Annotated in this window: 22 protein-coding genes; 12 read left to right on the top strand and 10 right to left on the bottom strand. The window is 60.8% G+C overall.

Features of this window, described 5'->3' with window-relative positions:
• Positions 1-19: 19 nt before the first annotated feature.
• Positions 20-325 carry an N-acetyltransferase gene (locus tag FHT76_RS18755; RefSeq protein WP_246712587.1) on the bottom strand — a complete coding sequence of 102 codons (306 nt, stop codon included), beginning with the start codon at positions 323-325 and terminating at the stop codon, positions 20-22.
• 341 nt (positions 326-666) lie between these two features.
• On the opposite strand from FHT76_RS18755, the gene FHT76_RS18760 reads away from it, so the two are divergent.
• The 11 genes from FHT76_RS18760 to ureG all read left to right on the top strand — a co-directional run bounded on the left by FHT76_RS18760 (position 667) and on the right by ureG (position 8,318).
• Positions 667-1,488: an urease accessory protein UreD gene (locus tag FHT76_RS18760; RefSeq protein WP_183861522.1), complete on the top strand. Its 822-nt coding sequence runs from the start codon at positions 667-669 to the stop codon at positions 1,486-1,488.
• 20 nt (positions 1,489-1,508) lie between these two features.
• Complete coding sequence (locus FHT76_RS18765) at positions 1,509-1,811, top strand: urease subunit gamma (protein WP_007533656.1); 303 nt, start codon at positions 1,509-1,511, stop codon at positions 1,809-1,811.
• Between the two features lie 7 nt (positions 1,812-1,818).
• Complete coding sequence (locus FHT76_RS18770) at positions 1,819-2,073, top strand: DUF1272 domain-containing protein (RefSeq protein WP_016554919.1); 255 nt, start codon at positions 1,819-1,821, stop codon at positions 2,071-2,073.
• A gap of 10 nt (positions 2,074-2,083) precedes the next feature.
• Positions 2,084-2,389, top strand: a complete 306-nt coding sequence (locus tag FHT76_RS18775) for an urease subunit beta (protein WP_016554918.1) — start codon at positions 2,084-2,086, stop codon at positions 2,387-2,389.
• 18 nt (positions 2,390-2,407) lie between these two features.
• Entirely contained in the window at positions 2,408-2,818 is a 411-nt protein-coding gene (locus tag FHT76_RS18780) for a lysozyme inhibitor LprI family protein (protein ID WP_183862004.1), read from the top strand.
• Positions 2,819-2,834: 16 nt separating this feature from the next.
• Positions 2,835-3,458 carry a Urease operon accessory protein gene (locus FHT76_RS18785; protein WP_183861520.1) on the top strand — a complete coding sequence of 208 codons (624 nt, stop codon included), beginning with the start codon at positions 2,835-2,837 and terminating at the stop codon, positions 3,456-3,458.
• Between the two features lie 3 nt (positions 3,459-3,461).
• Complete coding sequence (gene ureC / locus FHT76_RS18790; protein WP_183861518.1) at positions 3,462-5,171, top strand: urease subunit alpha; 1,710 nt, start codon at positions 3,462-3,464, stop codon at positions 5,169-5,171.
• 341 nt (positions 5,172-5,512) lie between these two features.
• A complete protein-coding gene (locus FHT76_RS18795) occupies positions 5,513-6,364 on the top strand; it encodes a GGDEF domain-containing protein (protein WP_259127062.1) in 852 nt (283 codons plus the stop codon).
• A 95-nt stretch (positions 6,365-6,459) separates the two neighbouring features.
• A complete protein-coding gene (ureE, locus tag FHT76_RS18800; RefSeq protein ID WP_259127060.1) occupies positions 6,460-6,930 on the top strand; it encodes an urease accessory protein UreE in 471 nt (156 codons plus the stop codon).
• 7 nt (positions 6,931-6,937) lie between these two features.
• Positions 6,938-7,609 (top strand): urease accessory protein UreF, encoded by a 672-nt coding sequence (locus FHT76_RS18805; protein ID WP_183861512.1) that lies wholly within the window; start codon positions 6,938-6,940, stop codon positions 7,607-7,609.
• A gap of 97 nt (positions 7,610-7,706) precedes the next feature.
• Positions 7,707-8,318, top strand: coding sequence for an urease accessory protein UreG (gene ureG, locus FHT76_RS18810; RefSeq protein WP_183861510.1), 612 nt, complete (start codon positions 7,707-7,709; stop codon positions 8,316-8,318).
• A gap of 3 nt (positions 8,319-8,321) precedes the next feature.
• Here the strand turns inward: ureG and FHT76_RS18815 are convergent, their stop codons facing one another.
• The 7 genes from FHT76_RS18815 to FHT76_RS18845 all read right to left on the bottom strand — a co-directional run bounded on the left by FHT76_RS18815 (position 8,322) and on the right by FHT76_RS18845 (position 17,926).
• Positions 8,322-9,002: a Crp/Fnr family transcriptional regulator gene (locus tag FHT76_RS18815; RefSeq protein WP_183755613.1), complete on the bottom strand. Its 681-nt coding sequence runs from the start codon at positions 9,000-9,002 to the stop codon at positions 8,322-8,324.
• Positions 9,003-9,145: 143 nt separating this feature from the next.
• A complete protein-coding gene (locus FHT76_RS18820; RefSeq protein ID WP_259127056.1) occupies positions 9,146-12,436 on the bottom strand; it encodes an efflux RND transporter permease subunit in 3,291 nt (1,096 codons plus the stop codon).
• A 10-nt stretch (positions 12,437-12,446) separates the two neighbouring features.
• Positions 12,447-13,637: an efflux RND transporter periplasmic adaptor subunit gene (locus FHT76_RS18825; RefSeq protein WP_259127054.1), complete on the bottom strand. Its 1,191-nt coding sequence runs from the start codon at positions 13,635-13,637 to the stop codon at positions 12,447-12,449.
• Positions 13,638-14,022: 385 nt separating this feature from the next.
• Entirely contained in the window at positions 14,023-14,994 is a 972-nt protein-coding gene (locus FHT76_RS18830; RefSeq protein ID WP_183861502.1) for an ABC transporter substrate-binding protein, read from the bottom strand.
• Between the two features lie 56 nt (positions 14,995-15,050).
• Positions 15,051-16,178 (bottom strand): ABC transporter permease, encoded by a 1,128-nt coding sequence (locus tag FHT76_RS18835; RefSeq protein WP_259127048.1) that lies wholly within the window; start codon positions 16,176-16,178, stop codon positions 15,051-15,053.
• On the bottom strand, positions 16,175-17,059 hold the full coding sequence (locus tag FHT76_RS18840) for an ABC transporter permease (RefSeq protein WP_259127047.1): 885 nt from the start codon (positions 17,057-17,059) through the stop codon (positions 16,175-16,177). Before FHT76_RS18840 ends, FHT76_RS18835 begins: the two co-directional genes overlap by 4 nt.
• Before the next feature lie 36 nt (positions 17,060-17,095).
• Entirely contained in the window at positions 17,096-17,926 is an 831-nt protein-coding gene (locus FHT76_RS18845) for an ABC transporter ATP-binding protein (protein ID WP_183755668.1), read from the bottom strand.
• Positions 17,927-17,979: 53 nt separating this feature from the next.
• Here FHT76_RS18845 and FHT76_RS18850 point away from each other — a divergent pair, with 53 nt between their 5' ends.
• Positions 17,980-18,393, top strand: coding sequence for a cupin domain-containing protein (locus FHT76_RS18850; RefSeq protein WP_183861498.1), 414 nt, complete (start codon positions 17,980-17,982; stop codon positions 18,391-18,393).
• A 9-nt stretch (positions 18,394-18,402) separates the two neighbouring features.
• On the opposite strand, the gene hydA is transcribed toward FHT76_RS18850, so the two are convergent.
• Together hydA and FHT76_RS18860 are read right to left on the bottom strand one after the other, a co-directional pair.
• On the bottom strand, positions 18,403-19,857 hold the full coding sequence (gene hydA, locus FHT76_RS18855; RefSeq protein WP_183861496.1) for a dihydropyrimidinase: 1,455 nt from the start codon (positions 19,855-19,857) through the stop codon (positions 18,403-18,405).
• Between the two features lie 78 nt (positions 19,858-19,935).
• Positions 19,936-21,189 carry a Zn-dependent hydrolase gene (locus FHT76_RS18860; protein WP_183861494.1) on the bottom strand — a complete coding sequence of 418 codons (1,254 nt, stop codon included), beginning with the start codon at positions 21,187-21,189 and terminating at the stop codon, positions 19,936-19,938.
• Between the last annotated feature and the right edge of the window lie 29 nt (positions 21,190-21,218).

Raw genomic sequence — 21,218 nt, forward strand, 5'->3', positions numbered from 1 at the left:
TCCGACTGATGGTTCAGAGTTAAAGACTCCGTTCAAAGTGCAATTCGCCCTTCAGGTTGCCGATCAAGCGCCACCCGGCGCGATGATAGAGGCGCGTGGCTCTCGTTGCGGGATCCGTCGTCAGCCATATGCTGTCGAAGCCCGCCGATTTCACTGTTGTGCAGGCCCGCTCGAGGGCGCGTCCGATGCGACGGTTGCAGTGCCGCTCATCCACGAACAGTGCCCAGATGGAGCCGTTGCGCGTATCCGCGGCCGAGAAGCCGCAAATACCGCTTTCATCCTCCCAGACAAAGATGCCGGGATTGACGATGAACCATGTCCTCAAGCGTAACCTTGGACGGATCGGACAGGGCGTTCTCGGAAACGCCGGCGCAGATTTCGACTATTCGGGCGATGTCCTGCTTTGTCGCCCTGCGGATCAATGCAGCTTCCTCCAAATCTTTATCATTAGGTCTCGCGCGACCGATCGGAGATCTCATCTTACGGCTTCGGATGCCGGTCCATTGCGCACATGCCGCTTTTGTCGGCAGTTGAGGAGGCGTGCCAGCGTCATAGCGCCGGATCGCACTGCAACTTGGCACGGCACGGGAATTGCTTGCCGTCAATCGCTGGCCGGCGCCAGGAGTAACATCGGGACAAGCCAACGACGCGCTCGAAGGGGATGGAATGATGAACGTTGCTGCGGCCACAAGGCCGCAAAGGGCCGAGGGGCGCGGACATCTGGCTGCGAAGACGCTCGACGGGCGGACCCGCCTGCAAGAGTTGTATCAGGAGGGAGCGGCCAAAATCCGCCTTCCCAATACGTTCGATTCCTCGATGGAAGCCGTCATCATCAATACCGCGGGCGGCCTGACCGGTGGCGACCGGATGAATTGGAGCGTCGCGGCTGGCCCCGGCACCCGCATCGATGTCACCACACAGGCCTGCGAGAAGATCTACAAGGCGTCAGCGGGAACGGCTGAGGTCAACACTAGTATTGCCGTCGGCGCAAACGCCAGGGTGGATTGGCTGCCGCAGGAAACCATTCTTTTTGACCGCTCATCACTGTTTCGAAGACTCGACGTCGATCTTGATGACGATTCCGAATTCCTGGCCGTCGAGGCCATCCTGCTTGGCCGCAAGGCGATGGGGGAGGTTGTCGAGACGGGGCTCTTCCGGGATCGCTGGCGTATTCGCAAAGCAGGTCGGCTCTGCCACGCCGAGGACCTGGCGCTGCAGGGAAATGTTGCAATGTTTGCCGGTGCCGATGCCGTGCTGTCAGGCAAGGTCGCGTTTGCAACGGTGCTGTATGTCGGGCCGCGGGCCGAAGCCTACCTTGGCGCAGTCCGGCCGTTGCTCGAAGGCCATATGGGCGGTGCCAGCAGCTGGGCCGGCAAGCTCGTCGTGCGCCTTTCGGCGCCCGATGGCTTCGCCCTGAGAAAAATCCTGATCCCGATCATTTCGACCTTGCGCAACGGAGCGCCGGTACCGAAAGTCTGGAATCTCTAGTTCAAGCAGATGGATGCACGATGAACCTCACACCGAGAGAAAAAGACAAGCTGTTGATTTCCATGGCGGCGATGGTAGCGCGGCGGCGGCTGGAGCGGGGCGTCAAGCTTAACCATCCCGAAGCGATCGCGCTGATTACCGATTTCGTGGTCGAGGGCGCGCGTGACGGTCGTCCGGTCGCCGAACTGATGGAAGCCGGCGCCCATGTCATCGGCCGTCACCAGGTCATGGAAGGTATCGCGGAGATGATCCATGACGTCCAGGTCGAGGCGACCTTTCCCGACGGCACCAAGCTTGTGACCGTCCACGAACCGATCCGCTGAGGTCATGATGCTGGAGCTGCGCCCCAATTGTGAATGCTGCGACAAGGACCTGCCGCCTGACAGTTCCGAGGCGATGATCTGCACATTCGAGTGCACATTCTGCGCCGATTGTGTCGCGGACGTCCTCGGCGGAGTCTGCCCGAATTGCGGCGGCGAACTCGTACGCCGCCCGGTGCGTCCGGCTGCCAAGCTTGCCAAATACCCCGCGTCGACAAAGCGCGTTCTGAAGGCCGAGGGCTGCGCGCCCATCAAGGCCGTGTGAGGAGAAGATCATGATTCCAGGAGAGATCATCGCCGCAAGCGGCGATATCGAGCTTAACGTCGGCGCGCCGACGGTAACGCTCGATGTCTCGAACACCGGCGATCGGCCGGTGCAGGTCGGCAGCCACTATCATTTCGCGGAAACGAATGCTGGCCTCTCCTTCGATCGGGAGACGGCGCGGGGTATGCGGCTCGATATCCCTGCCGGGACGGCCGTCCGTTTCGAGCCCGGCCAGACGCGTTCGGTAACGCTCATCCCACTTTCCGGTAAACGCGAAGTCTACGGCTTCCGCCAACTCGTCATGGGCAAGCTCTAAATGACCAGGGAGGAAACGATGCGGGTGAGCTTGCATCTTCTGGCGGCCGGCGTCGCGATGTTCATCGCCTTCGGCGCCAACGCCGAAGATCTGGATTGCAAAAATCCAGTTACACAGGCCGACATGACGGCTTGTGAACAGGCGCGTCAGGAAACTGCCGACAAGGCGCTGAATGCACAATACAAGATCACCCGCGTCGCCCTCGCGGCACTCGACAAGGATCTTGATGCCGATATGCGCGGCGCCGAAAAGGCGTTGGTGAAGGCGCAGCGCGCATGGGTGGATTTCCGCGATGCGGAGTGTGAGGCGGCTGGCTTCCAGGCCCGCGGCGGCACGATGGAACCAATGCTCGTCGCAGGCTGCATTGCCGAGTTGACCGACGCTCGCACCAAGCAGCTCAAAGAACTCGCAGAGACGATGGGCAACTGACATGGTTGGCAGGATCATGGTCGTCGGCAACGGAGAGATCGGAGCGCAGGCCGCCGCTGCGGTAGCAGATGCCGCATTCGTAATCCGATTCAACGAATGCCGCTCCTACGAAGCGAGCCCGGGGCGAACCGACGTCGTCGCCGTCTGCAATACCGGGCGGCCCGGTAAGGCTATGCTTGCCTCCGAGGCGTGGCGGCAGCATCCCGCTGTGCGGGAAGCTGCGGCGATCTGGAGCGTGCGCGATCCGCGGAAGTTTGCGGAAATGCGGGCGCCGCTGGCAGTGACGCACCCCGAGCTAGATGACTTCTGTGACGACTATACGAGTCAATTCAACGCGTTCTGCGCGGACGTTGGCAAAGAGCATGTGGTCGTTGACAAAATGATTCATGAAGCCGTCGACACGGCGCTCGCGGCCCTTCACCCAGCGCCCTACATCGTGCCGAGCAGTGGCATGATCGTGATCGCCGAGGTGATGAGCAGGTTTCCCGAGGCGGCCATCGATCTCACGGGCTTCGGCCACGTGGGTTGGGAATGGCATCCCTTCGCTGCCGAGCGGCAGCTTGTTGATAGTTATGTCGCCGCTGGCCGCGTAACGCGGCTGCCGGCGAGCGCAGCCATTTCTTCCTCCCAAGGAGCCTGACATATGCCCTACAAGATTTCCCGCGCTGCCTATGCCGGCATGTTCGGCCCGACCACCGGCGACAAGGTGCGCTTGGCCGACACGGAGCTCTTCATCGAGATCGAGAAGGACTTCACCACCTATGGCGAAGAGGTGAAGTTCGGCGGCGGCAAGGTGATCCGCGACGGCATGGGCCAAAGCCAGGCGACGCGGGCTCAGGGTGCCGTCGACACCGTCATCACCAATGTCGTGATCATCGACCACACGGGTATCGTTAAAGCCGATATCGGGCTCAAGAACGGCCGCATCGCGGCGATTGGCAAGGCTGGCAATCCTGATACTCAGCCGGGAGTCAACATCATCGTCGGCCCATCAACCGAGGCGATTGCGGGCGAGGGCAAAATCATCACTGCCGGCGGCATGGATGCGCATATCCACTACATCTGCCCGCAGCAGATCGAGGAAGCGCTGATGTCCGGCGTCACCTGCATGCTGGGCGGAGGCACGGGTCCGGCCCATGGCACGCTCGCCACCACCTGCACCGGCGCCTGGCATATCGAGCGGATGATCGAAAGCTTTGACGGCTTTCCGATGAACCTTGCACTTGCCGGCAAGGGCAATGCCTCGCTACCGGCGGCTCTCGAGGAAATGGTATTGGCCGGCGCGTCGTCGCTGAAGCTGCACGAGGATTGGGGCACGACACCGGCGGCGATCGACTGCTGCCTTTCTGTCGCCGATGAATATGACATCCAGGTGATGATCCACACCGACACGCTGAACGAGAGCGGCTTCGTCGAGGACACGATCGGCGCCCTCAAGGGCCGCACGATCCACGCTTTCCACACGGAGGGCGCCGGCGGCGGACATGCGCCTGACATCATCAAGATCTGCGGCCAGTCGAACGTCATTCCTTCGTCGACCAACCCGACGCGGCCCTATACCGTCAACACTGTCGCCGAGCATCTCGACATGCTGATGGTTTGCCATCACTTGTCGCCTTCAATCCCCGAAGATATCGCGTTTGCCGAAAGCCGCATCCGCAAGGAGACGATTGCGGCAGAAGATATCCTCCACGATATCGGCGCCTTCTCGATCATCTCATCCGACAGCCAGGCGATGGGTCGCGTCGGCGAGGTCGCGATCCGCACCTGGCAGACGGCCGACAAGATGAAGCGTCAGCGCGGTCGCCTCAAAGAGGAGACCGGCGAGAACGACAATTTCCGCGTCCGCCGCTACATCGCGAAATACACGATCAACCCGGCGATCGCCCAGGGTCTCAGCCACGAGATCGGTTCGGTCGAAGTGGGCAAGCGCGCCGATCTGGTTCTGTGGAATCCGGCCTTCTTCGGTGTCAAGCCGGAGATGGTATTGCTCGGCGGTTCGATTGCGGCGGCTCCGATGGGCGATCCGAACGCTTCGATCCCGACACCGCAGCCGATGCACTATCGGCCGATGTTTGCCGCCCACGGCAAGTTGCGGACGAATTCGTCCGTTACTTTCGTTTCGCAAGCGTCGCTCGAGGCCGGTCTGAAGAGCCGTCTGGGTGTCGCTAAAAATCTCGTTGCGGTAAAGAACACTCGCGGGGGCATCTCCAAGGCATCGATGATCCATAACAGCCTGACGCCGCACATTGAGGTCGACCCGGAGACCTACGAGGTGCGCGCTGACGGCGAATTGCTGACCTGCGAGCCAGCGACAGTGTTGCCGATGGCGCAGCGTTATTTCCTGTTCTAGTCGATCATGTGCAGCCGGTACGTCTGCCGGCTGCTGTCAAAGCCATGCGTTAAGGTTGAATCTCCCAAAAGTTGTTTTCTACTTTTGTATGTTCCACCTTGAGGCGGTCTGTCCGTATTAGGGCATTGTTGTTTGTCTTCTCTGGAAAATATCAGAAAAACAACGGCTTGGCCGCTTGGGCTGTTGGGCTGATTCACCTCTGAAGACGTCTCGTTTTCGGGCGACTTTCAAGCGGTGATCAATTCACCAAATTCGCTCAAATCTTAACGATTCACTTAAGAACTCGGCAGCAGTTCGCCTCTAAGCAATGTGCCTGGCGGTGGGCAAGAAGGTCGATTCGCATGAGAATTTCACTCCAGGCGGAGCTTGGCGATTTTCGGGATCGCCACACAATTTACGTGTTCGCTCTCAAGATGAGCTTCCTCGCAGTGACCCTGTCGTCGGTGGTGATTGTGCTGATATTGCCGCCGCTCGACTGGATGGGAATGTTGCCCGTCCCATTCGCTCATGGCGTTGTCTATGGCGTCCTGCTGTCTTGGCTCATCGGCGGTGCCGTGTCGAGCGTGCTGTCGCTGGTGGCGGGTCACGCGATGCATCAACTCAGCGTCTCTCGAGCGGAGTTCGAGCAACTGAGCCGCACGGACGTGTTGTCAGGGCTTCTCAACCGGCGTGCCTTTACCGAGGCACTGGAGCAGGTTGATGGAAATGCTTGCCTCGCAATCTTCGACGTGGACCGGTTCAAGGCCATCAATGATCGCTTTGGCCACGCTTGTGGCGACGCCGTGATCGTCGCTGTATCCGCCATTCTCGCCACTGCCTTCGACGGACACTCCGCCGTGGCAAGGTTGGGTGGGGAGGAGTTTGGCGCGATCGTTGTCGGGGGCTCTGAGGAGCAGCGGATCGAGCGCGTGCGATCCGTCTGCGCAAGCCTGGCGGCGTGCCCTGTTGCGGCCGACGATTGCGTGGTTGCGCTAACGGTGTCGGCCGGCATTGCGGAGCTCAAGCCAGAGCGAAGCAAGGAAGGAGCCTATTCGGCGGCAGACAAAGCACTCTACCTGGCAAAGGCGCTCGGTCGAAATCGTGTCGTTCATGAGAACGAGGGCTTGTATCCGGGTTGGGGTAGGTGTCTTCCAGGCGAAACTGTGGGTGCGCGCATGAGCAACGTGGATTGTGATGAGGCGCGGCTAGCCTGAAGAGATTTGGGCGGCGTTTCCGTGGAAGCTCATTCCTTCTTGCATCGCACAAGGCAATTTTGCATGCTCGCAATCTCAAGTGAATTGGACATGTCATGCAACGCGTTACTTCCTACTTGCCAGCCGGCACGCCTTCTTCCAGCCCAATCGGAAAAGTGGTTTTGCCGCACGACTTGAGGCATTTGCGGCGGAAGCTGCTCCATCTCGAAAACGGCGAGATGGTCATGCTCGACCTCAAGGAACCGGTGCTTTTTGCCAGCGGCGATATGCTGGTTCTCGAGGACGGCGAGCTCATCGAGATCGTAGCCGCTGACGAGAAGCTTTTCGAGGTGAAGGGCAAGGATCGCCTGCACTTGATCGAGCTTGCGTGGCACCTCGGCAATCGCCATCTCGGCGCGCAGATCGAGGAGGACCGCATCCTCATCCTGCGGGACCATGTGATCCGCTCCATGCTCGAAGGGCTGGGAGCGATGGTGCGGGAAGTGAGCGAGCCGTTCCAGCCCGCCCGCGGCGCCTACCATTCGCATGGGCATGATCATGCCCATCACCATCACTCGCACGACTGAGTAGGACATGACGGATGATGCCGATCTGCAGGCTCTGCTGCGGCTCATGGCCTGGCTTTCGCCAGCTTTCCCTGTCGGATCCTTCGCGTATTCGGCTGGCTTGGAGCGCGCTGTCCATGATGGGTTGGTCACCGATGCCCATTCGCTTGCAGCATGGGCGTCGAACCTGATCGAACGCGGGCCTGTCTGGAACGACGCCGTTCTCGTCGCGGAGAGCCACCGTTGTCACGGGCAACCTGAAAGACTTGGCGAACTGGCGGAACTCGCCGAAGCGCTCGCCGGCTCGCGTGAGCGCCATCAGGAGACGATGCTACTCGGCGATGCGTTCTTGTCCGCCGCCAGCGCGTGGCCGGACGAGGTCTTCGATCGACTGCCGCGACACGTGGCGTACCCGGTTGCGATCGGCGCCGTGGCGGGTGCCCATGGAGTGGCGTTGGAGAAGGCGATTGCGGCCTTTCTCCACGCCTATCTCTCGCAGGCAGTTTCTTCAGGCATCCGCCTCGGAGTGGCTGGGCAACGGGATGGCGTTGCCATTCTGTCGCGGTTGGAAGGCGACATAGCCTCAATCGCGAAGCGGGCAGCCGCTTCAACGCTCAGCGATCTCGGATCGGCCACCATCCAGGCGGACATCATGTCGCTTCGCCATGAAACGCAGTCGACGCGTCTCTTTCGATCGTGACTTATCAGGGCCACCAGCCGCTGCGACCTCAGTCATTTGCCGGTGGTCGCCTTTCGAGCGGCACGCTATCATCGGTCGTTATTGGAGTTTTCAAAGCATGAAATCAGGAAACGGACCCCTTCGTGTGGGGATCGGTGGCCCGGTCGGCTCCGGCAAGACGGCGCTCACCGAAAAGCTGTGCAAAGCTATGCGCGACCAATACTCGGTCGCTGTCGTCACGAACGACATTTACACCACCGAGGATGCCGAGGCGCTCATGCGCATGCAGGCCTTGCCATCAGATCGGATCGTTGGCGTGGAGACCGGCGGCTGCCCGCATACGGCAATCCGTGAGGACGCGACGATCAATCTGCAGGCGATCGCCGGCCTCAACGAGCGGATTCCCGATCTCGATGTCGTGTTCATCGAGTCGGGTGGTGACAATCTGGCCGCCACCTTCTCTCCCGATCTGGCGGATATCACCATCTACGTCATCTCGGTTTGCCAGGGCGAGGAAATCCCTCGCAAGGGTGGCCCCGGCATCACCAAGTCCGACCTTCTTGTCATCAACAAGAAGGATCTGGCTCCCTACGTCGGGGCTGACCTTGCGGTCATGGACCGCGACGCGACACGGATGCGCCAGGCACGGCCTTTTGTTTTCTCCGACATGAAGCATGGTGACGGCGTCAGTTCCATCGTCAGCTTCCTGAAGGAACATGGCGGTCTGTAGCGATCAGACCTGCCGGAGCGCGCTGACATCCTCGATTGCGATGGCACGGCCGCTGACGGTCACGCCCGATGTCCGCAAGGCGGAGAACGCACGTGACAGCGCCTCCGGCGCCAGACCAAGTTTTCGTGCCAGCAGGCTTTTCTGGAACGGCAGCCGCAACGACGCCCGCGCACCTTCGTTGGTGCAGTGGGTGAGGAGATAATGCGCAACACGTTGTTGACTGGTCTGCATGCGATCTCGCGCCAAGCAGTCCATGGTTGACAACAAATGCTGCGACAGGGAGCGCGCGATTGCTCTCCCCACCCGAGGCTGTTCATCGAGCAGCCTTCTGACCTGGACAAGATCGAAGCGGGCGAGGATCGCGTGTTCCATTGCCTGGGCGCTATAATTGTACCGGTCGCCGACGAGCACCAGGCATTCTCCGAAGCTGTCGCCCGGCTCGCAGATCCTGATATCCGCTTCGCGGTCTTCTGAACCCCGATAGAGGCGAACATAGCCACTCAGCACGCAGTAGAAGTAGCGCGCGTTCCCGCCTTCCCGGAAAAGAACATCCTGAGGCTCGTAGCGTACCGCCACCGCGCAGGACAGCAGAGCGTCCCGCTCTTGCCGGTCAAGGCTGGACGCGATTAACGCATCACCAAGCATCGCCTGTTGCGCGTTGCTCAGTTTCAAAGCTCTGGTCATCTGTTTCTCCCTGTGGCGCGGCGGGTGCCGCCCCTACCTGATATTGGTAAGGGTAACCGGGAGACGCGGTTCAGAACTTGATCCTGATCAAATGCGAATCAATAAAAAAGCCGGGGTGTTGCCCCGGCTCTTGGGTTCAGTGTCTATTCGGCCGCGAAAGGCGGCAGGCGAACAACATTGCCTGATTTGGCGCGCTTTCCTTCGGGCTTCTCGATTGCCGATACTCGGCCTTCCAGAGCGCTCACAGCCTGCGTGAGTTCCTCGCGGGACAACGCCAAATCTTCCTTATCCTTCCTGCCGACCAGGCGGCCGAATACCCAGCCGAGCAGGCGGGAGAGATCGTCCATGATGAGGAAGAAGGAAGGCACGACGACCAGCGAAAGGACGGTCGACACGATAATGCCGCCGATCACCGCGATTGCCATCGGTGCGCGGAACGAACCGCCTTCGCCGACGCCGAGTGCCGAGGGGAGCATGCCAGCCGACATCGCGATGGAGGTCATGATGATCGGGCGGGCGCGCTTGCGTCCTGCCTCGACCATGGCTTCCACGCGCTCCATGCCGCGATGACGCATCTCGATGGCGAAGTCGACGAGCAGGATCGCATTCTTCGTGACGATGCCCATAAGCATCAGAATGCCGATCATAACCGGCATCGAGAGCGGGTTCTGGGTAACCAGCAGGCCGACCGCCACACCGCCGATCGCAAGCGGCAGCGAGAACAGGATGGTGAAAGGCTGGATCACGTCCTTGAAAAGGAGGATCAGCACTGTCAGCACCAGCATTAGGCCCATCAACATGGCGTTGACGAAGCTTTGCTGCATTTCGGTCTGCACCTTGGTGTCACCACTTTCGGCCAGCTGGACCGTCGGAGGCATCTTGGCTTCATTGACGATCTGCCGGAACCGCGCCGATGCAGTATCGAGAGCCACGCCCTGCGGCAGGTCGGAGCCGATCGACACGACACGGTAGCGGTTGTTGCGCTTGATCGAGCTGACACCTTCCGAATAGTCGATATCGGCGACGGTCGAGAGCGGCACGGTCCCGCCGCTTGCCGTCTGTATCTTCATGGCCCGGAGGGCCGCGAGATCGCGACGCATGTCGAGCGACGCCTGTACGCGGATTGGGATCTGCCGGTCGTCCAGGTTGATCTTGGCGAGGGCCGCATCGATATCACCAATGGTGGCGACACGGATCGTCTCGGAGATCTGCTGCGGCGTGATGCCGAGGCGAGCCGCCTGATCCTTGCGTGGGCGAACCTGCAACTCCGGACGGGGCAGGGCGCCTTCGGCACTGACGTTGGCCAGCAGCGGATCGGCGCGCAGCTTCGCTTCCAGAACGCCGACGGTGTCGTTGAGATCCTTCTCGTTCTTGGAGAGGAAGTTGAACGAAAGGTCACGCTCGCCGCGATCGTTGAGCTTCAGGATCCGCACGTCAGGCAGATGGTGGAGCTTGGCGAAAACTTCCTTTTCAATATCCCACTGCGGACGAACTCGTCCCTTCGGTTCCACCTTGGGCAGATAGGATCCTATGACTGGGATTTTAACGACCAAGTCATCAAGCTTCTTCAAGAGCCTCTGATCAAGCTTGTGAAGCGTGAGTGTTACCGTGGCACGGCGTAATTCGAGGTCGCCCTTCGGCGACGCGCCGCCGAGCACGAAGACGCTTTCGACGCCATCGATATCCTTCACGTCCTTGTAGATCGCGTTGGTCGTCGCTTCCGTGTCATCGAGCGTTGCGTTCGGCGGCAGCTCTACGGACAGCACGATGCGCGATGCATCTTCCGGCGGCAGGAAACTGCCGGGCACCTGGGCAAGCAGCATGACGGAGCCGATCAGGAAGGCGATCGCCGCAATCAGTGTCAAATAGCGGGTCCACCAGCGGCGGGTCGTGGCGCGCACCAGGCGCGTGTAGCCGCGGAAGAACGCACCGTCATTGTCGTGATGGTCTTCCATCCCGTCCTCTGCCCGCATCAGATACGCGGCCATCATCGGGGTTATGAGACGCGCCACCATCAGCGAGAAGAAGACGGAGAAGGCAACCGTCAGGCCGAACTGGATGAAGTACTGGCCAGGGATGCCGGGCATGAACGACACCGGCACGAAAACGGCAATGATCGTGAAGGTCGTCGCGATGACGGCGAGGCCGATTTCGTCCGCCGCTTCGATTGCCGCGCGGTAGGGCGTCTTACCCATCTTGATGTGACGGGCAATGTTTTCGATCTCGACGATCGCGTCATCGACGAGAATACCAGTCGCGAGCGTCAGGGCCAGGAAGCTGACGAGATTCAGCGAAAAGCCCATCAGGTCCATGATCCAGAACGTCGGGATCGCCGACAGTGGCAGCGCGATGGCCGAAATGAGCGTCGCGCGCCAGTTCCGAAGGAAGAGGAACACCACGATGATCGCGAGCAGCGCGCCTTCGATCAGGGTGTCGATCGCGGCTTCGTAGTTGCCGTAGGTGAAGTAGACGGAGTCGCTGATCAGTTCGATGCCGACGTTCGGATTTTCCGCACGCACCTTCTCGAGGCTCTTGGCCACGGTTTCGGCAACGCTGACTTCGCTGGCGCCCTTCGAGCGGAACACGCCAAAGGTCACGACCGGCGTATCATCGAACCGCGAGAAGGATTTCGGCTCCTGGTAGGTATCCTTGATGACGCCGAGATCGGAAACCTTGACGAAGCGACCGTTCGGCAGCGCAATCGTGGTGTTGGCAAGTTCGGCGACATTGCGGGCGTCGCCGAGCACGCGGATTGCCTGTTCGCTGCCTGCCACCTGGCCGCGGCCAGAGCCGAGGTCGACGTTGGTGCCGCGCAGCTGCTGGTTCACGCTGGCCGCGGTAATGCCGTGGGCGTTCAGCTTGTCGGGGTTGAGCTCGACGCGTACTTCCCTGTCCGCACCGCCGTAGCGGTCGACACGGCCGATGCCGGCCTGCCCCTGCAGGGCACGCTTGACCGTGTCATCAACGAACCACGAGAGCTCCTCGAGCGTCATGTCGGGCGAGGAGACTGCAAACGTCTGGATCGCCTGACCTTCAACATCGATCTTCGAGACGATCGGTTCTTCGACATTTGCCGGAAGGTCGCTGCGGATGCGGTCGATGGCGTCCTTTGTGTCCTGAACTGCCTGCTCGGTCGGGATTTCCATGCGGAACATAACGACCGTCTGCGATTGGCCGTCGGTCACCGTCGACTGGATTTCGTCGATGCCTGTTATGCTGGCAACGGCGTCTTCGATCTCCTTCGTCACCTGCATTTCGAGCTCGGCGGGGGAAGCGCCGCTCTGTGTCACGACGATGGAAACGAGTGGGACGTCGATATTCGGGAAACGCGTGATCGGCAGCTTGTTGAAAGATTGGATGCCGACGAAAAGCAAAAGTGCAAACGCCAGAAGCGAGGCAACTGGATTTCGGATAGACCAGGCTGAAAAGTTCATCGGCCGTCTCTCAGTTTGAAACCGGTGGCTGTTCACGAACCGGCGTGATGCGGTCGCCGTCACGGACATAGGCGCCCGCCTTGGCCACGACCTCGTCGCCGGCTTTCAATCCCTTGACGATCTCGACATAGGCACCGTCCTGGATGCCGGTCTCGACCTTGGCAAACTTGACGACACTGTCCTCGACCCTGCGGGCCGACGATCCCTCACTGCCCGACAACACCGCGGAGACTGGCAGCGCCACGTTTTCCGTGGTTCGCACAACGATGTCGGCGCTGCCGTACATGCCCGAACGCGCCTTGCTGGAGTCATCGATCAAAATGTGGACCAAACCGAGGCGCGTCAGCGGATCAACCGTCGGCGACACCAGGCGTACGGAGCCAGCAACCTTGTCACGACTACCGGAGAGCAAAATGGTGGCCTTCTGGCCGGGTTCGACCTTGACGATCTCGCTCTCGCCCACTTCTGCCACCAGCTCGATCTCGTCATCGCGGATGACCGTGAAGAGCGGATCGCCCGTAGCGAGCGCAATCGCACCGATCCTGGCGTTCTTCGCCGCCACAGTACCGGAAACCGGCGTCTTGACGTCGGTGCGGGCAAGCTTCAGATCGGCATCAGCGATTTGGCTTTCAGTGACCTTGATCTCCGCAACGGCTACCTGGATCGCCTGCTTGGCCGAATCAACGCGGGCATTGGCCGAAGCGGCAGCGGCATCCGCCTGTTCGACGGTCGCCGTAGAAACGGTGCCCTTCTTACCCATTTCCTGAGCGCGCGCCTGCTGCTGTCGCGCCTGCTCTGCATTGGCCTCTGCTTCAATCAGCTGTGCGCGAAGCTGCGCGAGGCTCGCTTCGTTCTTGGCCTTGGTGGCCTGCATTTGGCTCTTCTGCAGAATGATTGCGTCGTCGTTCAGCGTCGCCAGCGTGCTATCCGCCTGGACCCTGTCGCCGACATCCGCATTCAGAGCGCGGATTGACAATCCTTCGACCTGCGGCTGGATGTAGACTTCCTCGACCGGCTTCACCGTCCCGGTCGCCACGACGCGGTCGACCAGCGTGCGGGTGGTGGCTTTCGTCACCACGATCGCCGGCAGGTTCTGCTGCGGCTTTGCGACCGGCTGTTCCTGGGCAAAAGTCGTTGAAGCTACAACCGCCGCGATCAGCAGGGTGGAGGCGCGAAGTATCTTAACAGGCGTACGTGCCATGCGTCGTCATCCAGTCTAGTCGGCAGACTCGCGCAAAATCATCAGTTCGCGAACGGCCGGTTCCCGTTTTGGTGTTCTCAGAAGTATTTCCGCATCATTTGCCGACTTGTGCTTAAGTCCCTCATCCGGCAAATCCCGCATCTAAGTGGTAGCGATTTGCCCATTGCGCAAGTCTGGCGGAAAATAATTCCTCATTCGAACACAATAATTACTGAAGTGATGCAGATCAATCACCCGCCGGTTATGCAAGCATTCCGATAGTTGATCGTGCTCCACTTTGCTATGACGTTAGAGTCTCGCGCGATGCGACATCGGACGCAAATATTTTCATTAAAATGAAAAACGCGCGGGGGTCCCCGCGCGTTTCCCGGTCTGTCAGACGCGTTTACTTGGAAGCCGCGTCCGTGATGTCGTGTGTCCAGGCGCCTGAAGGCTCCTTGTTGATGATCTTCTGGTCGAGGAGAGCCTTTGCCGTGCGATCATAGAGCGTCGTGTCGAGCTTGCCGGTGCCGTCGCCGATCAGCTTGGCCACTTCGCCCATCATGACCTTCTGGTGGTTTTCGTCCTGGCCGCCGGCGTCTACGACGATTCCGGCAGCCTCGTCGGGGTTCTCGACGGCGTATTTCCAGCCTTTCATCGAAGCCTTGACGAACTTGACCATCTTTTCCTTGAAGGCTGGGTCCTTCAGCTTGTCTTCCATGGCATAAAGGCCGTCTTCCAGAAGGTCGTTGCCCATAGCTGTATAGTTGAAGACGAGCAGTTCTTCCGGCTTGAAGCCTGCATCGATCGCCTGCCAGTATTCGTTATAGGTCATGACGGAGATGCAGTCGGCCTGCTTCTGCAGCAGCGGCTGCACGTCGAAGCTCTGCTTCAGCACGGTAACGCCATCGGCGCCGCCATCTGTCTTGAGGCCGAGCTTGTTCATCCACGCGAAGAACGGGTACTCGTTGCCGAAGAACCAGACGCCGAGCGTATGCCCCTTGAAATCGGCTTCGGTCTTGATCGGGCCGTCCTTGCGGCAGATCATTTCCATGCCGGACTTCTGGTAAGGCTGGGCGATGTTGACGAGCGGAACGCCTTTTTCGCGGGCAACCAGCGCGCCGCCCATCCAGTCGACAATGACGTCAGCGCCACCGCCGGCGATTACCTGTTCCGGCGCGATGTCAGGGCCACCCGGCTTGATGGTGACGTCGAGACCTGCCTCGTCGTAGTAGCCCTTTTCCTTGGCGACGTAGTAGCCGGCGAACTGCGACTGCGTCACCCACTTGAGCTGCAGCGTCACCTTGTCGGCAGCCATTGCATGGGCTGCCGCGAGCGACATCGCGCTCGCCATCATCGCAACAATCAGTTTTTTCATTTTCTTGTTCCCTCTGAAGTTATGCCCCAATCCCATTCGCGGGAATAAAGCGACGCCTAGCCACCACGGATAGACGGATGCCAGAAAGTCACCGCCCGTTCTGCCAGGGCGACGACGCCGTAGAAGATCGAACCAACAAGCGCCGCAACGGCGATTTCGGCCCAGACCATGTCGACATTCATGCGCCCGATCTCCGTGGAGATGCGGAAGCCCATGCCGACGATCGGCGTACCAAAGAACTCCGCGACGATGGCACCGATCAGCGCCAGCGTCGAGTTGATCTTCAATGCATTGAAAATGAAGGGCATCGCCGCCGGAAGCCGGAGCTTCAGCAGCGTCTGCCAATAGTTGGAAGCGTAGGTCTGCATCAGGTCGCGCTCCATCGGGCCGGATGCGGAGAGGCCGGCGACAGTATTCACCAGCATCGGGAAGAAAGTCATGATGGTAACGACCGCCGCCTTCGACTGCCAGTCGAAGCCGAACCACATCACCATGATCGGCGCAACACCGATGATCGGCAGCGCCGACACCATGTTGCCGATCGGCAGCAATCCGCGACGCAGGAAGGCGACACGATCGGCAAGGATGGCGACGGCAAAGCCTGCACCGCAGCCGATGATGTAACCAGCGAATACTGCCTTGAAGATCGTCTGGCGTACGTCGTCTGCCAGGATTGGCAGTGAGCCGGCGATCCTGACGCCGATGGCGCTCGGCGGCGGCAGCAGAACGAAGGGAATGCCGGCGCCGCGCGTCAGCGCTTCCCAGATGATCAGGATCCAGGCGCCGAAGATCGCCGGAATCAGCAGCCGCAGGAACGACCGGCCGAAACTGGAACCTGGCGTCATTGCCGAAAGCTCGGTGACGCAGCGCCATGCAAGCAGCCAGCAGGCTGCTATCAGCAGGAAGAAGGATCTGGTGGCCAGACCTTCATTTCCGGTCACATCCGCGAGCAGCACCCATGCCGCCCAATGTGCTCCGACCAGCAAGACGGCGGCAATGTATGGCTTTGGCAACGATGCGAAGGAAATAAAGGCAAGGGCCACGATCAGGGTGATCGTCAGACCGACAGTCAGCGGTGACACAGGGTCCGGCGCGCCTTCGGCCATGAGCGGCAAGGTGATGATTGCGATCGCGGTCAGCACCAGGGCAAGAACGCCCTGCCAGGAGAAGGACATCTTCTTCATGCCGGTCTCCCGCCCATCGAGCGATCGACGATCTTTGCAATAAGACCAACGATCGCGACAAGGCTTGCGGCCAGCACCGAGCCTGCGACCAGTGCCGCCCATATGTCGATCGTCTGGCTATAATAGGAGCCGGCGAGCAGCTTCGAGCCTATGCCGGCGACGGCGCCGGTCGGGAGCTCGCCGACGATGGCGCCGACAAGGCTTGCTGCTATCGCAACCTTCATCGAGGTGAAAAGGAACGGCACGGAGGCCGGAACCCGCAGCTTCCAGAAGGTCTGCGCGGGTGTCGCGTTATAGGTTCGCATCAGGTCGAGGAACATCACCTCGGGCGAACGCAGCCCCTTCACCATGCCGACCGTCACCGGGAAGAAGGAGAGGTAGGTGGAGATCAGCGCCTTCGGGATCAGGCCGGTGATGTTGATGGCGCCGAGGACGACGATCACCATCGGCGCGATCGCCAGGATCGGTATCGTCTGCGAGGCGATCACCCAAGGCATGAGGCTGCGGTCGAGCGCCTTGATATGAACGATACCGACGGCGATCACGATGCCGAGCAATGTGCCGAAGCCGAAACCGAGCAGCGTCGACGAGAGCGTGACCCAGCTGTTGTAGACGAGGCTGCGATTGCTCGAAAGCTTCCGCAGGAATGTGTTCTCGACGACGTTCTGCACTACCTGATGCGGCGCAGGTAGCAATGGCTTCGGCTGCGAGAGCGTCTTTTCGATGAATTCCATCGTACCGGGCGTCTGGTTTGCCCGCTGATCCATATCGCGCTGGAAGGAGGCGTTCATCAGGACTGCCGCGACGTACCAGACTGCGACCAAGACCACGAGGATTGTCAGGACGGGAACGATCCTGTCTTTCAGAGAGTCCGCCTTCATGAGCACCCCCGCGCACCGGTCCTGGTGTTCAGCACCTCAATGCTCATAACTGTGCCCCGCTCTCAGACCATCGCGCACGCGATGGGCGATTTCGAGGAACTCGGGCGTCTCGCGAATATCGAGCGGACGTTCGCGTGGCAGCGTTGAATCGATGATATCGGTCACGCGGCCGGGGCGGGGGGACATGACCACGATCTTCGTGGAAAGGTAGACCGCCTCGGGGATCGAGTGGGTGACGAAGCAGATCGTCTTGTTGGTGCGCGCCCAGAGCTTCAGGAGTTCTTCGTTCAGATGGTCGCGGACGATTTCGTCTAACGCGCCGAAGGGTTCATCCATCAGCAGCAGATCAGCATCGAAGGCCAACGCACGTGCGATCGAGGCGCGCTGCTGCATGCCGCCGGACAGCTGCCAGGGGAATTTCTTTTCGAAGCCGGAGAGGTTCACAAGATCGAGCGCGCCGGCGATGCGTTTCTTCTGGTCGGCCGAAGCGTAGCCCATGATCTCGAGCGGCAGGGCGATGTTCTTCTCGATCGTGCGCCATGGGTAGAGTGCCGGCGCCTGGAAGACGTACCCGTAGGCGCGGGCCTTGCGGGCTTCCTCCGGCGTCATGCCGTTGACGGTGATCTCACCCGATGTTTTCCTTTCGAGATCTGCAATCACGCGCAGGAAGGTCGTCTTCCCGCAACCGGATGGCCCGATGAAGGAGACGAAGTCACCCTTGCGAACGTCGAGATTGACGTTTGTCAGCGCGTGCACGGGAGCATCGCTGGCATCATAGGTCAGACAGAGGTCCTTTGCGGATACGACGGAGGCAGCTTGCGTCAATGCTTGTGTATCCTGTTTTCCCCGCGCTTCTGCGCTTTGCATGATAGTATGAGTAGCTGTTTTCATTGTTCCGGCAAGGTCCATGGAGGATGACGATGGACGCGACATCAAAGCCCACCTGTCACATTGTGCGTCCCAGTCATGCCTACGACGGCAAACAGGGGCTGAGTTACTTCGAAGGCATCGCGGCCGAGACGGTCGGCGCCAAGGGCATCTGCATGCATTTGCTGACGATTCCGCCCGGCGTTCGCGCCAAGGCGCATCTGCACGAGTCGCACGAAACGGCGATCTACATGCTCTCCGGCGAGGCGCACACCTGGTATGGCGACGAGCTGGAGCATCATGTCATCGTGCACGCCGGCGAGCTGTTCTACATCCCTGCCGGTGTGCCGCATCTGCCTGCCAATCTCAGCAGTACCCCTTGCACCGCGATCATCGCCCGCACCGATCCGAACGAGCAGGAAAGCGTCGTCTTGCTTCCGGAGCTTGAACGGCTGGTGCAGGAATGATGACAAGGATCAGACCCCCGTCGCTGGGATGCCTGACCGTTCGACCTTGCGCGGCGCCACGAGCTCCTTCCAGGTCGACAGCGCCTTGTTGACCGCTTGGAAAGGCTCCCGCTTGACGAACTGGCCGTGCCCTTCCTTCGTCTTGACGGTGCTCTCTTCGATCGCGACTTCGCCGCGCGTCAGCGTGAAGCGCGGCAGGCCGGTGACCTGCTTGCCTTCGAAGACGTTGTAATCGATCGACGATTGCTGCGTCTTGGCCGAGATCGTCTTCGAGCGCTTCGGATCCCACACGACGATATCGGCATCGGCGCCGACGAGAATGGCGCCCTTCTTCGGATAGACGTTGAGGATCTTGGCGATGTTGGTCGAGGTAACCGCGACAAACTCGTTCATGGTCAGGCGTCCGGTGTTGACGCCGCGAGACCACAACATCGGCAGTCGATCTTCGAGGCCGCCGGTGCCGTTGGGGATCTTGGAGAAGTCACCGACGCCGAAGCGCTTCTGGTCGGTGGTGAAGGCGCAATGGTCCGTCGCCACGACCGAGAGCGAGCCGGATTGCAGGCCTGCCCAGAGGCTGTCCTGGTGCTGCTTGTTGCGGAAGGGCGGCGACATGACACGGCGGGCGGCATGGTCCCAGTCCTTGTCGAAATACTCGCTTTCATCCAGCGTCAAATGCTGGATCAGCGGCTCGCCATAGACGCGCATACCTTTCTGGCGGGCGCGGCGGATCGCTTCATGCGCCTGTTCGCAGGAGGTGTGCACGACATAGAGCGGCACGCCGGCCATGTCGGCGAGCATGATGGCGCGGTTGGTTGCCTCACCTTCGACCTCGGGCGGGCGGGAATAGGCGTGGGCCTCGGGGCCGTTGTTGCCTTCGGCTAGAAGCTTCGCCGTCATCGACGCGACGACGTCGCCGTTTTCGGCATGGACCAGCGGCAACGCGCCGAGTTCCGCACAGCGCTGGAAGGAGGCGAACATCTCGTCGTCGTTCACCATCAGCGCGCCTTTGTAGGCCATGAAGTGCTTGAAGGTGTTGATGCCCCGGTCCTTGACCACCGTCTCCATCTCGTTGAAGACGCGCTCGTTCCAGCCGGTGATCGCCATGTGGAACGAGTAGTCGGCGTTGGCGCGGCTCGTCTTGTTGTCCCACATCTGCAGTGCTTCGAGCAGCGACTGCTCCGGTCCCGGCAGGCAGAAATCGACGACCATGGTCGTGCCGCCCGCAAGGCCTGCACGCGTGCCGCTTTCGAAGTCGTCCGAGGAATAGGTGCCCATGAACGGCATTTCGAGGTGAACGTGCGGGTCGATGCCGCCGGGCATAACGTAGCAGCCGGTCGCATCGAGCGTCTCCGTGCCGGAGAGGTTCGGGCCGATCTCGACGATCTGGCCGCCCTCGATCTTCACGTCCGCCTTGTAGGTCAGGTCCGCGGTGACGATGGTGCCGCCCTTGATGACTTTGCTCATGATCAGTTCCCTTGCATTGATTGCTCGCGGCTCTTCGTCCGCTGGTAGAAGAAAAGGCGGGAATGACCCCGCCCTTGATTATGCAACGATTTCAGCGGTCTCGACGACGGCGTGGAAGAGGACGTCAGCGCCAGCCGTTGCCCATTCCTTGGAGATATCCTCCGCCTCGTTGTGCGAGAGACCCCCGACGCAGGGGCACATGACCATCGTCGTGGGTGCGACCTTTGCCGCCCAGCAGGCGTCGTGGCCGGCGCCCGAGATCAGGTTCATGTGGCTGTAGCCGAGCCGCTCGGCAGCGCTGCGCACGCGGGACACAAGCGTGGGGTCGAAGGTAACGGGCGCGAAGTGGCCGATCGCCTCGACCGCGCAGCCGACGCCGAGCGCTTCGCAGATGGCAGGTGCTTCCGCCTCGATCCTGGCGCGCATGCCGTCGAGCTTCGCCTGATCCGGCGAGCGGATGTCGACGGTGAAGACGACCTTGCCAGGCAGCACGTTGCGGGAGTTCGGCGTGAAGAAGACCTGGCCGACACCGCCGACGGCGCCCGGCTGGTTCTCCATCGCCACAGTCTGCACCATCTCGATGATGCGCGACATTGCGAGCCCGGCGTTGACGCGCATGTTCATCGGCGTCGAACCGGTGTGCGCCTCCCTGCCGGTCAGCGTAAATTCGAGCCACCAGAGACCCTGACAGTGCGTGACCACGCCGATCTGCTTGTTCTCGACCTCGAGGATCGGACCTTGCTCGATATGATATTCGAAATAGGCGTGCATCTTGCGGGCGCCGACCTCTTCATCGCCAACCCAGCCGATACGCTTCAGTTCGTCGCCGAAGGTCTTGCCCTCGGGATCCTTGCGGTCATAGGCATATTCAAGCGTATGGACGCCGGCGAAGACGCCGGAGGCGAGCATGGCGGGCGCAAAGCGGGCGCCTTCCTCGTTGGTCCAGTTGGTGACGACAACAGGGTGCTTGGTCTTGATGCCGAGGTCGTTCATGGTGCGGACGACCTCGAGCGCGCCAAGCACACCGAGCACGCCGTCATACTTGCCGCCGGTTGGCTGCGTGTCGAGGTGCGAGCCGACATAGACCGGCAGGGCGTCTGGATCGGTGCCGGGACGCGTCGCGAACATCGTGCCCATCTTGTCGACGCCGAGTGTCATGCCTGCGTTTTCGCACCATGTCCTGAAGAGGCTGCGCCCTTCGGCATCCGAATCCGTCAACGTCTGGCGGTTGTTGCCGCCAGCGATGCCCGGGCCGATCTTTGCCATGTCCATGAGGCTGTCCCAAAGACGGTCCCCGTTGACGCGCATGTTCTCGCCTGGTGCTGCCACCATGTCTAAAGTCCTCGCCTGTTTTTGCGGCC

The sequence above is a fragment of the Rhizobium sp. BK176 genome (genome assembly GCF_024808055.1).

Coding starts and splice junctions, on each gene's coding strand:
- FHT76_RS18760 (WP_183861522.1), top strand. CDS start 667: ATGATGAACGTTGCTGCGGCCACAAGGCCGCAAAGGGCCGAGGGGCGC.
- FHT76_RS18765 (WP_007533656.1), top strand. CDS start 1,509: ATGAACCTCACACCGAGAGAAAAAGACAAGCTGTTGATTTCCATGGCG.
- FHT76_RS18770 (WP_016554919.1), top strand. CDS start 1,819: ATGCTGGAGCTGCGCCCCAATTGTGAATGCTGCGACAAGGACCTGCCG.
- FHT76_RS18775 (WP_016554918.1), top strand. CDS start 2,084: ATGATTCCAGGAGAGATCATCGCCGCAAGCGGCGATATCGAGCTTAAC.
- FHT76_RS18780 (WP_183862004.1), top strand. CDS start 2,408: ATGCGGGTGAGCTTGCATCTTCTGGCGGCCGGCGTCGCGATGTTCATC.
- FHT76_RS18785 (WP_183861520.1), top strand. CDS start 2,835: ATGGTCGTCGGCAACGGAGAGATCGGAGCGCAGGCCGCCGCTGCGGTA.
- ureC (WP_183861518.1), top strand. CDS start 3,462: ATGCCCTACAAGATTTCCCGCGCTGCCTATGCCGGCATGTTCGGCCCG.
- FHT76_RS18795 (WP_259127062.1), top strand. CDS start 5,513: ATGAGAATTTCACTCCAGGCGGAGCTTGGCGATTTTCGGGATCGCCAC.
- ureE (WP_259127060.1), top strand. CDS start 6,460: ATGCAACGCGTTACTTCCTACTTGCCAGCCGGCACGCCTTCTTCCAGC.
- FHT76_RS18805 (WP_183861512.1), top strand. CDS start 6,938: ATGACGGATGATGCCGATCTGCAGGCTCTGCTGCGGCTCATGGCCTGG.
- ureG (WP_183861510.1), top strand. CDS start 7,707: ATGAAATCAGGAAACGGACCCCTTCGTGTGGGGATCGGTGGCCCGGTC.
- FHT76_RS18815 (WP_183755613.1), bottom strand. CDS start 9,002: ATGACCAGAGCTTTGAAACTGAGCAACGCGCAACAGGCGATGCTTGGT.
- FHT76_RS18820 (WP_259127056.1), bottom strand. CDS start 12,436: ATGAACTTTTCAGCCTGGTCTATCCGAAATCCAGTTGCCTCGCTTCTG.
- FHT76_RS18825 (WP_259127054.1), bottom strand. CDS start 13,637: ATGGCACGTACGCCTGTTAAGATACTTCGCGCCTCCACCCTGCTGATC.
- FHT76_RS18830 (WP_183861502.1), bottom strand. CDS start 14,994: ATGAAAAAACTGATTGTTGCGATGATGGCGAGCGCGATGTCGCTCGCG.
- FHT76_RS18835 (WP_259127048.1), bottom strand. CDS start 16,178: ATGAAGAAGATGTCCTTCTCCTGGCAGGGCGTTCTTGCCCTGGTGCTG.
- FHT76_RS18840 (WP_259127047.1), bottom strand. CDS start 17,059: ATGAAGGCGGACTCTCTGAAAGACAGGATCGTTCCCGTCCTGACAATC.
- FHT76_RS18845 (WP_183755668.1), bottom strand. CDS start 17,926: ATGCAAAGCGCAGAAGCGCGGGGAAAACAGGATACACAAGCATTGACG.
- FHT76_RS18850 (WP_183861498.1), top strand. CDS start 17,980: ATGGACGCGACATCAAAGCCCACCTGTCACATTGTGCGTCCCAGTCAT.
- hydA (WP_183861496.1), bottom strand. CDS start 19,857: ATGAGCAAAGTCATCAAGGGCGGCACCATCGTCACCGCGGACCTGACC.
- FHT76_RS18860 (WP_183861494.1), bottom strand. CDS start 21,189: ATGGTGGCAGCACCAGGCGAGAACATGCGCGTCAACGGGGACCGTCTT.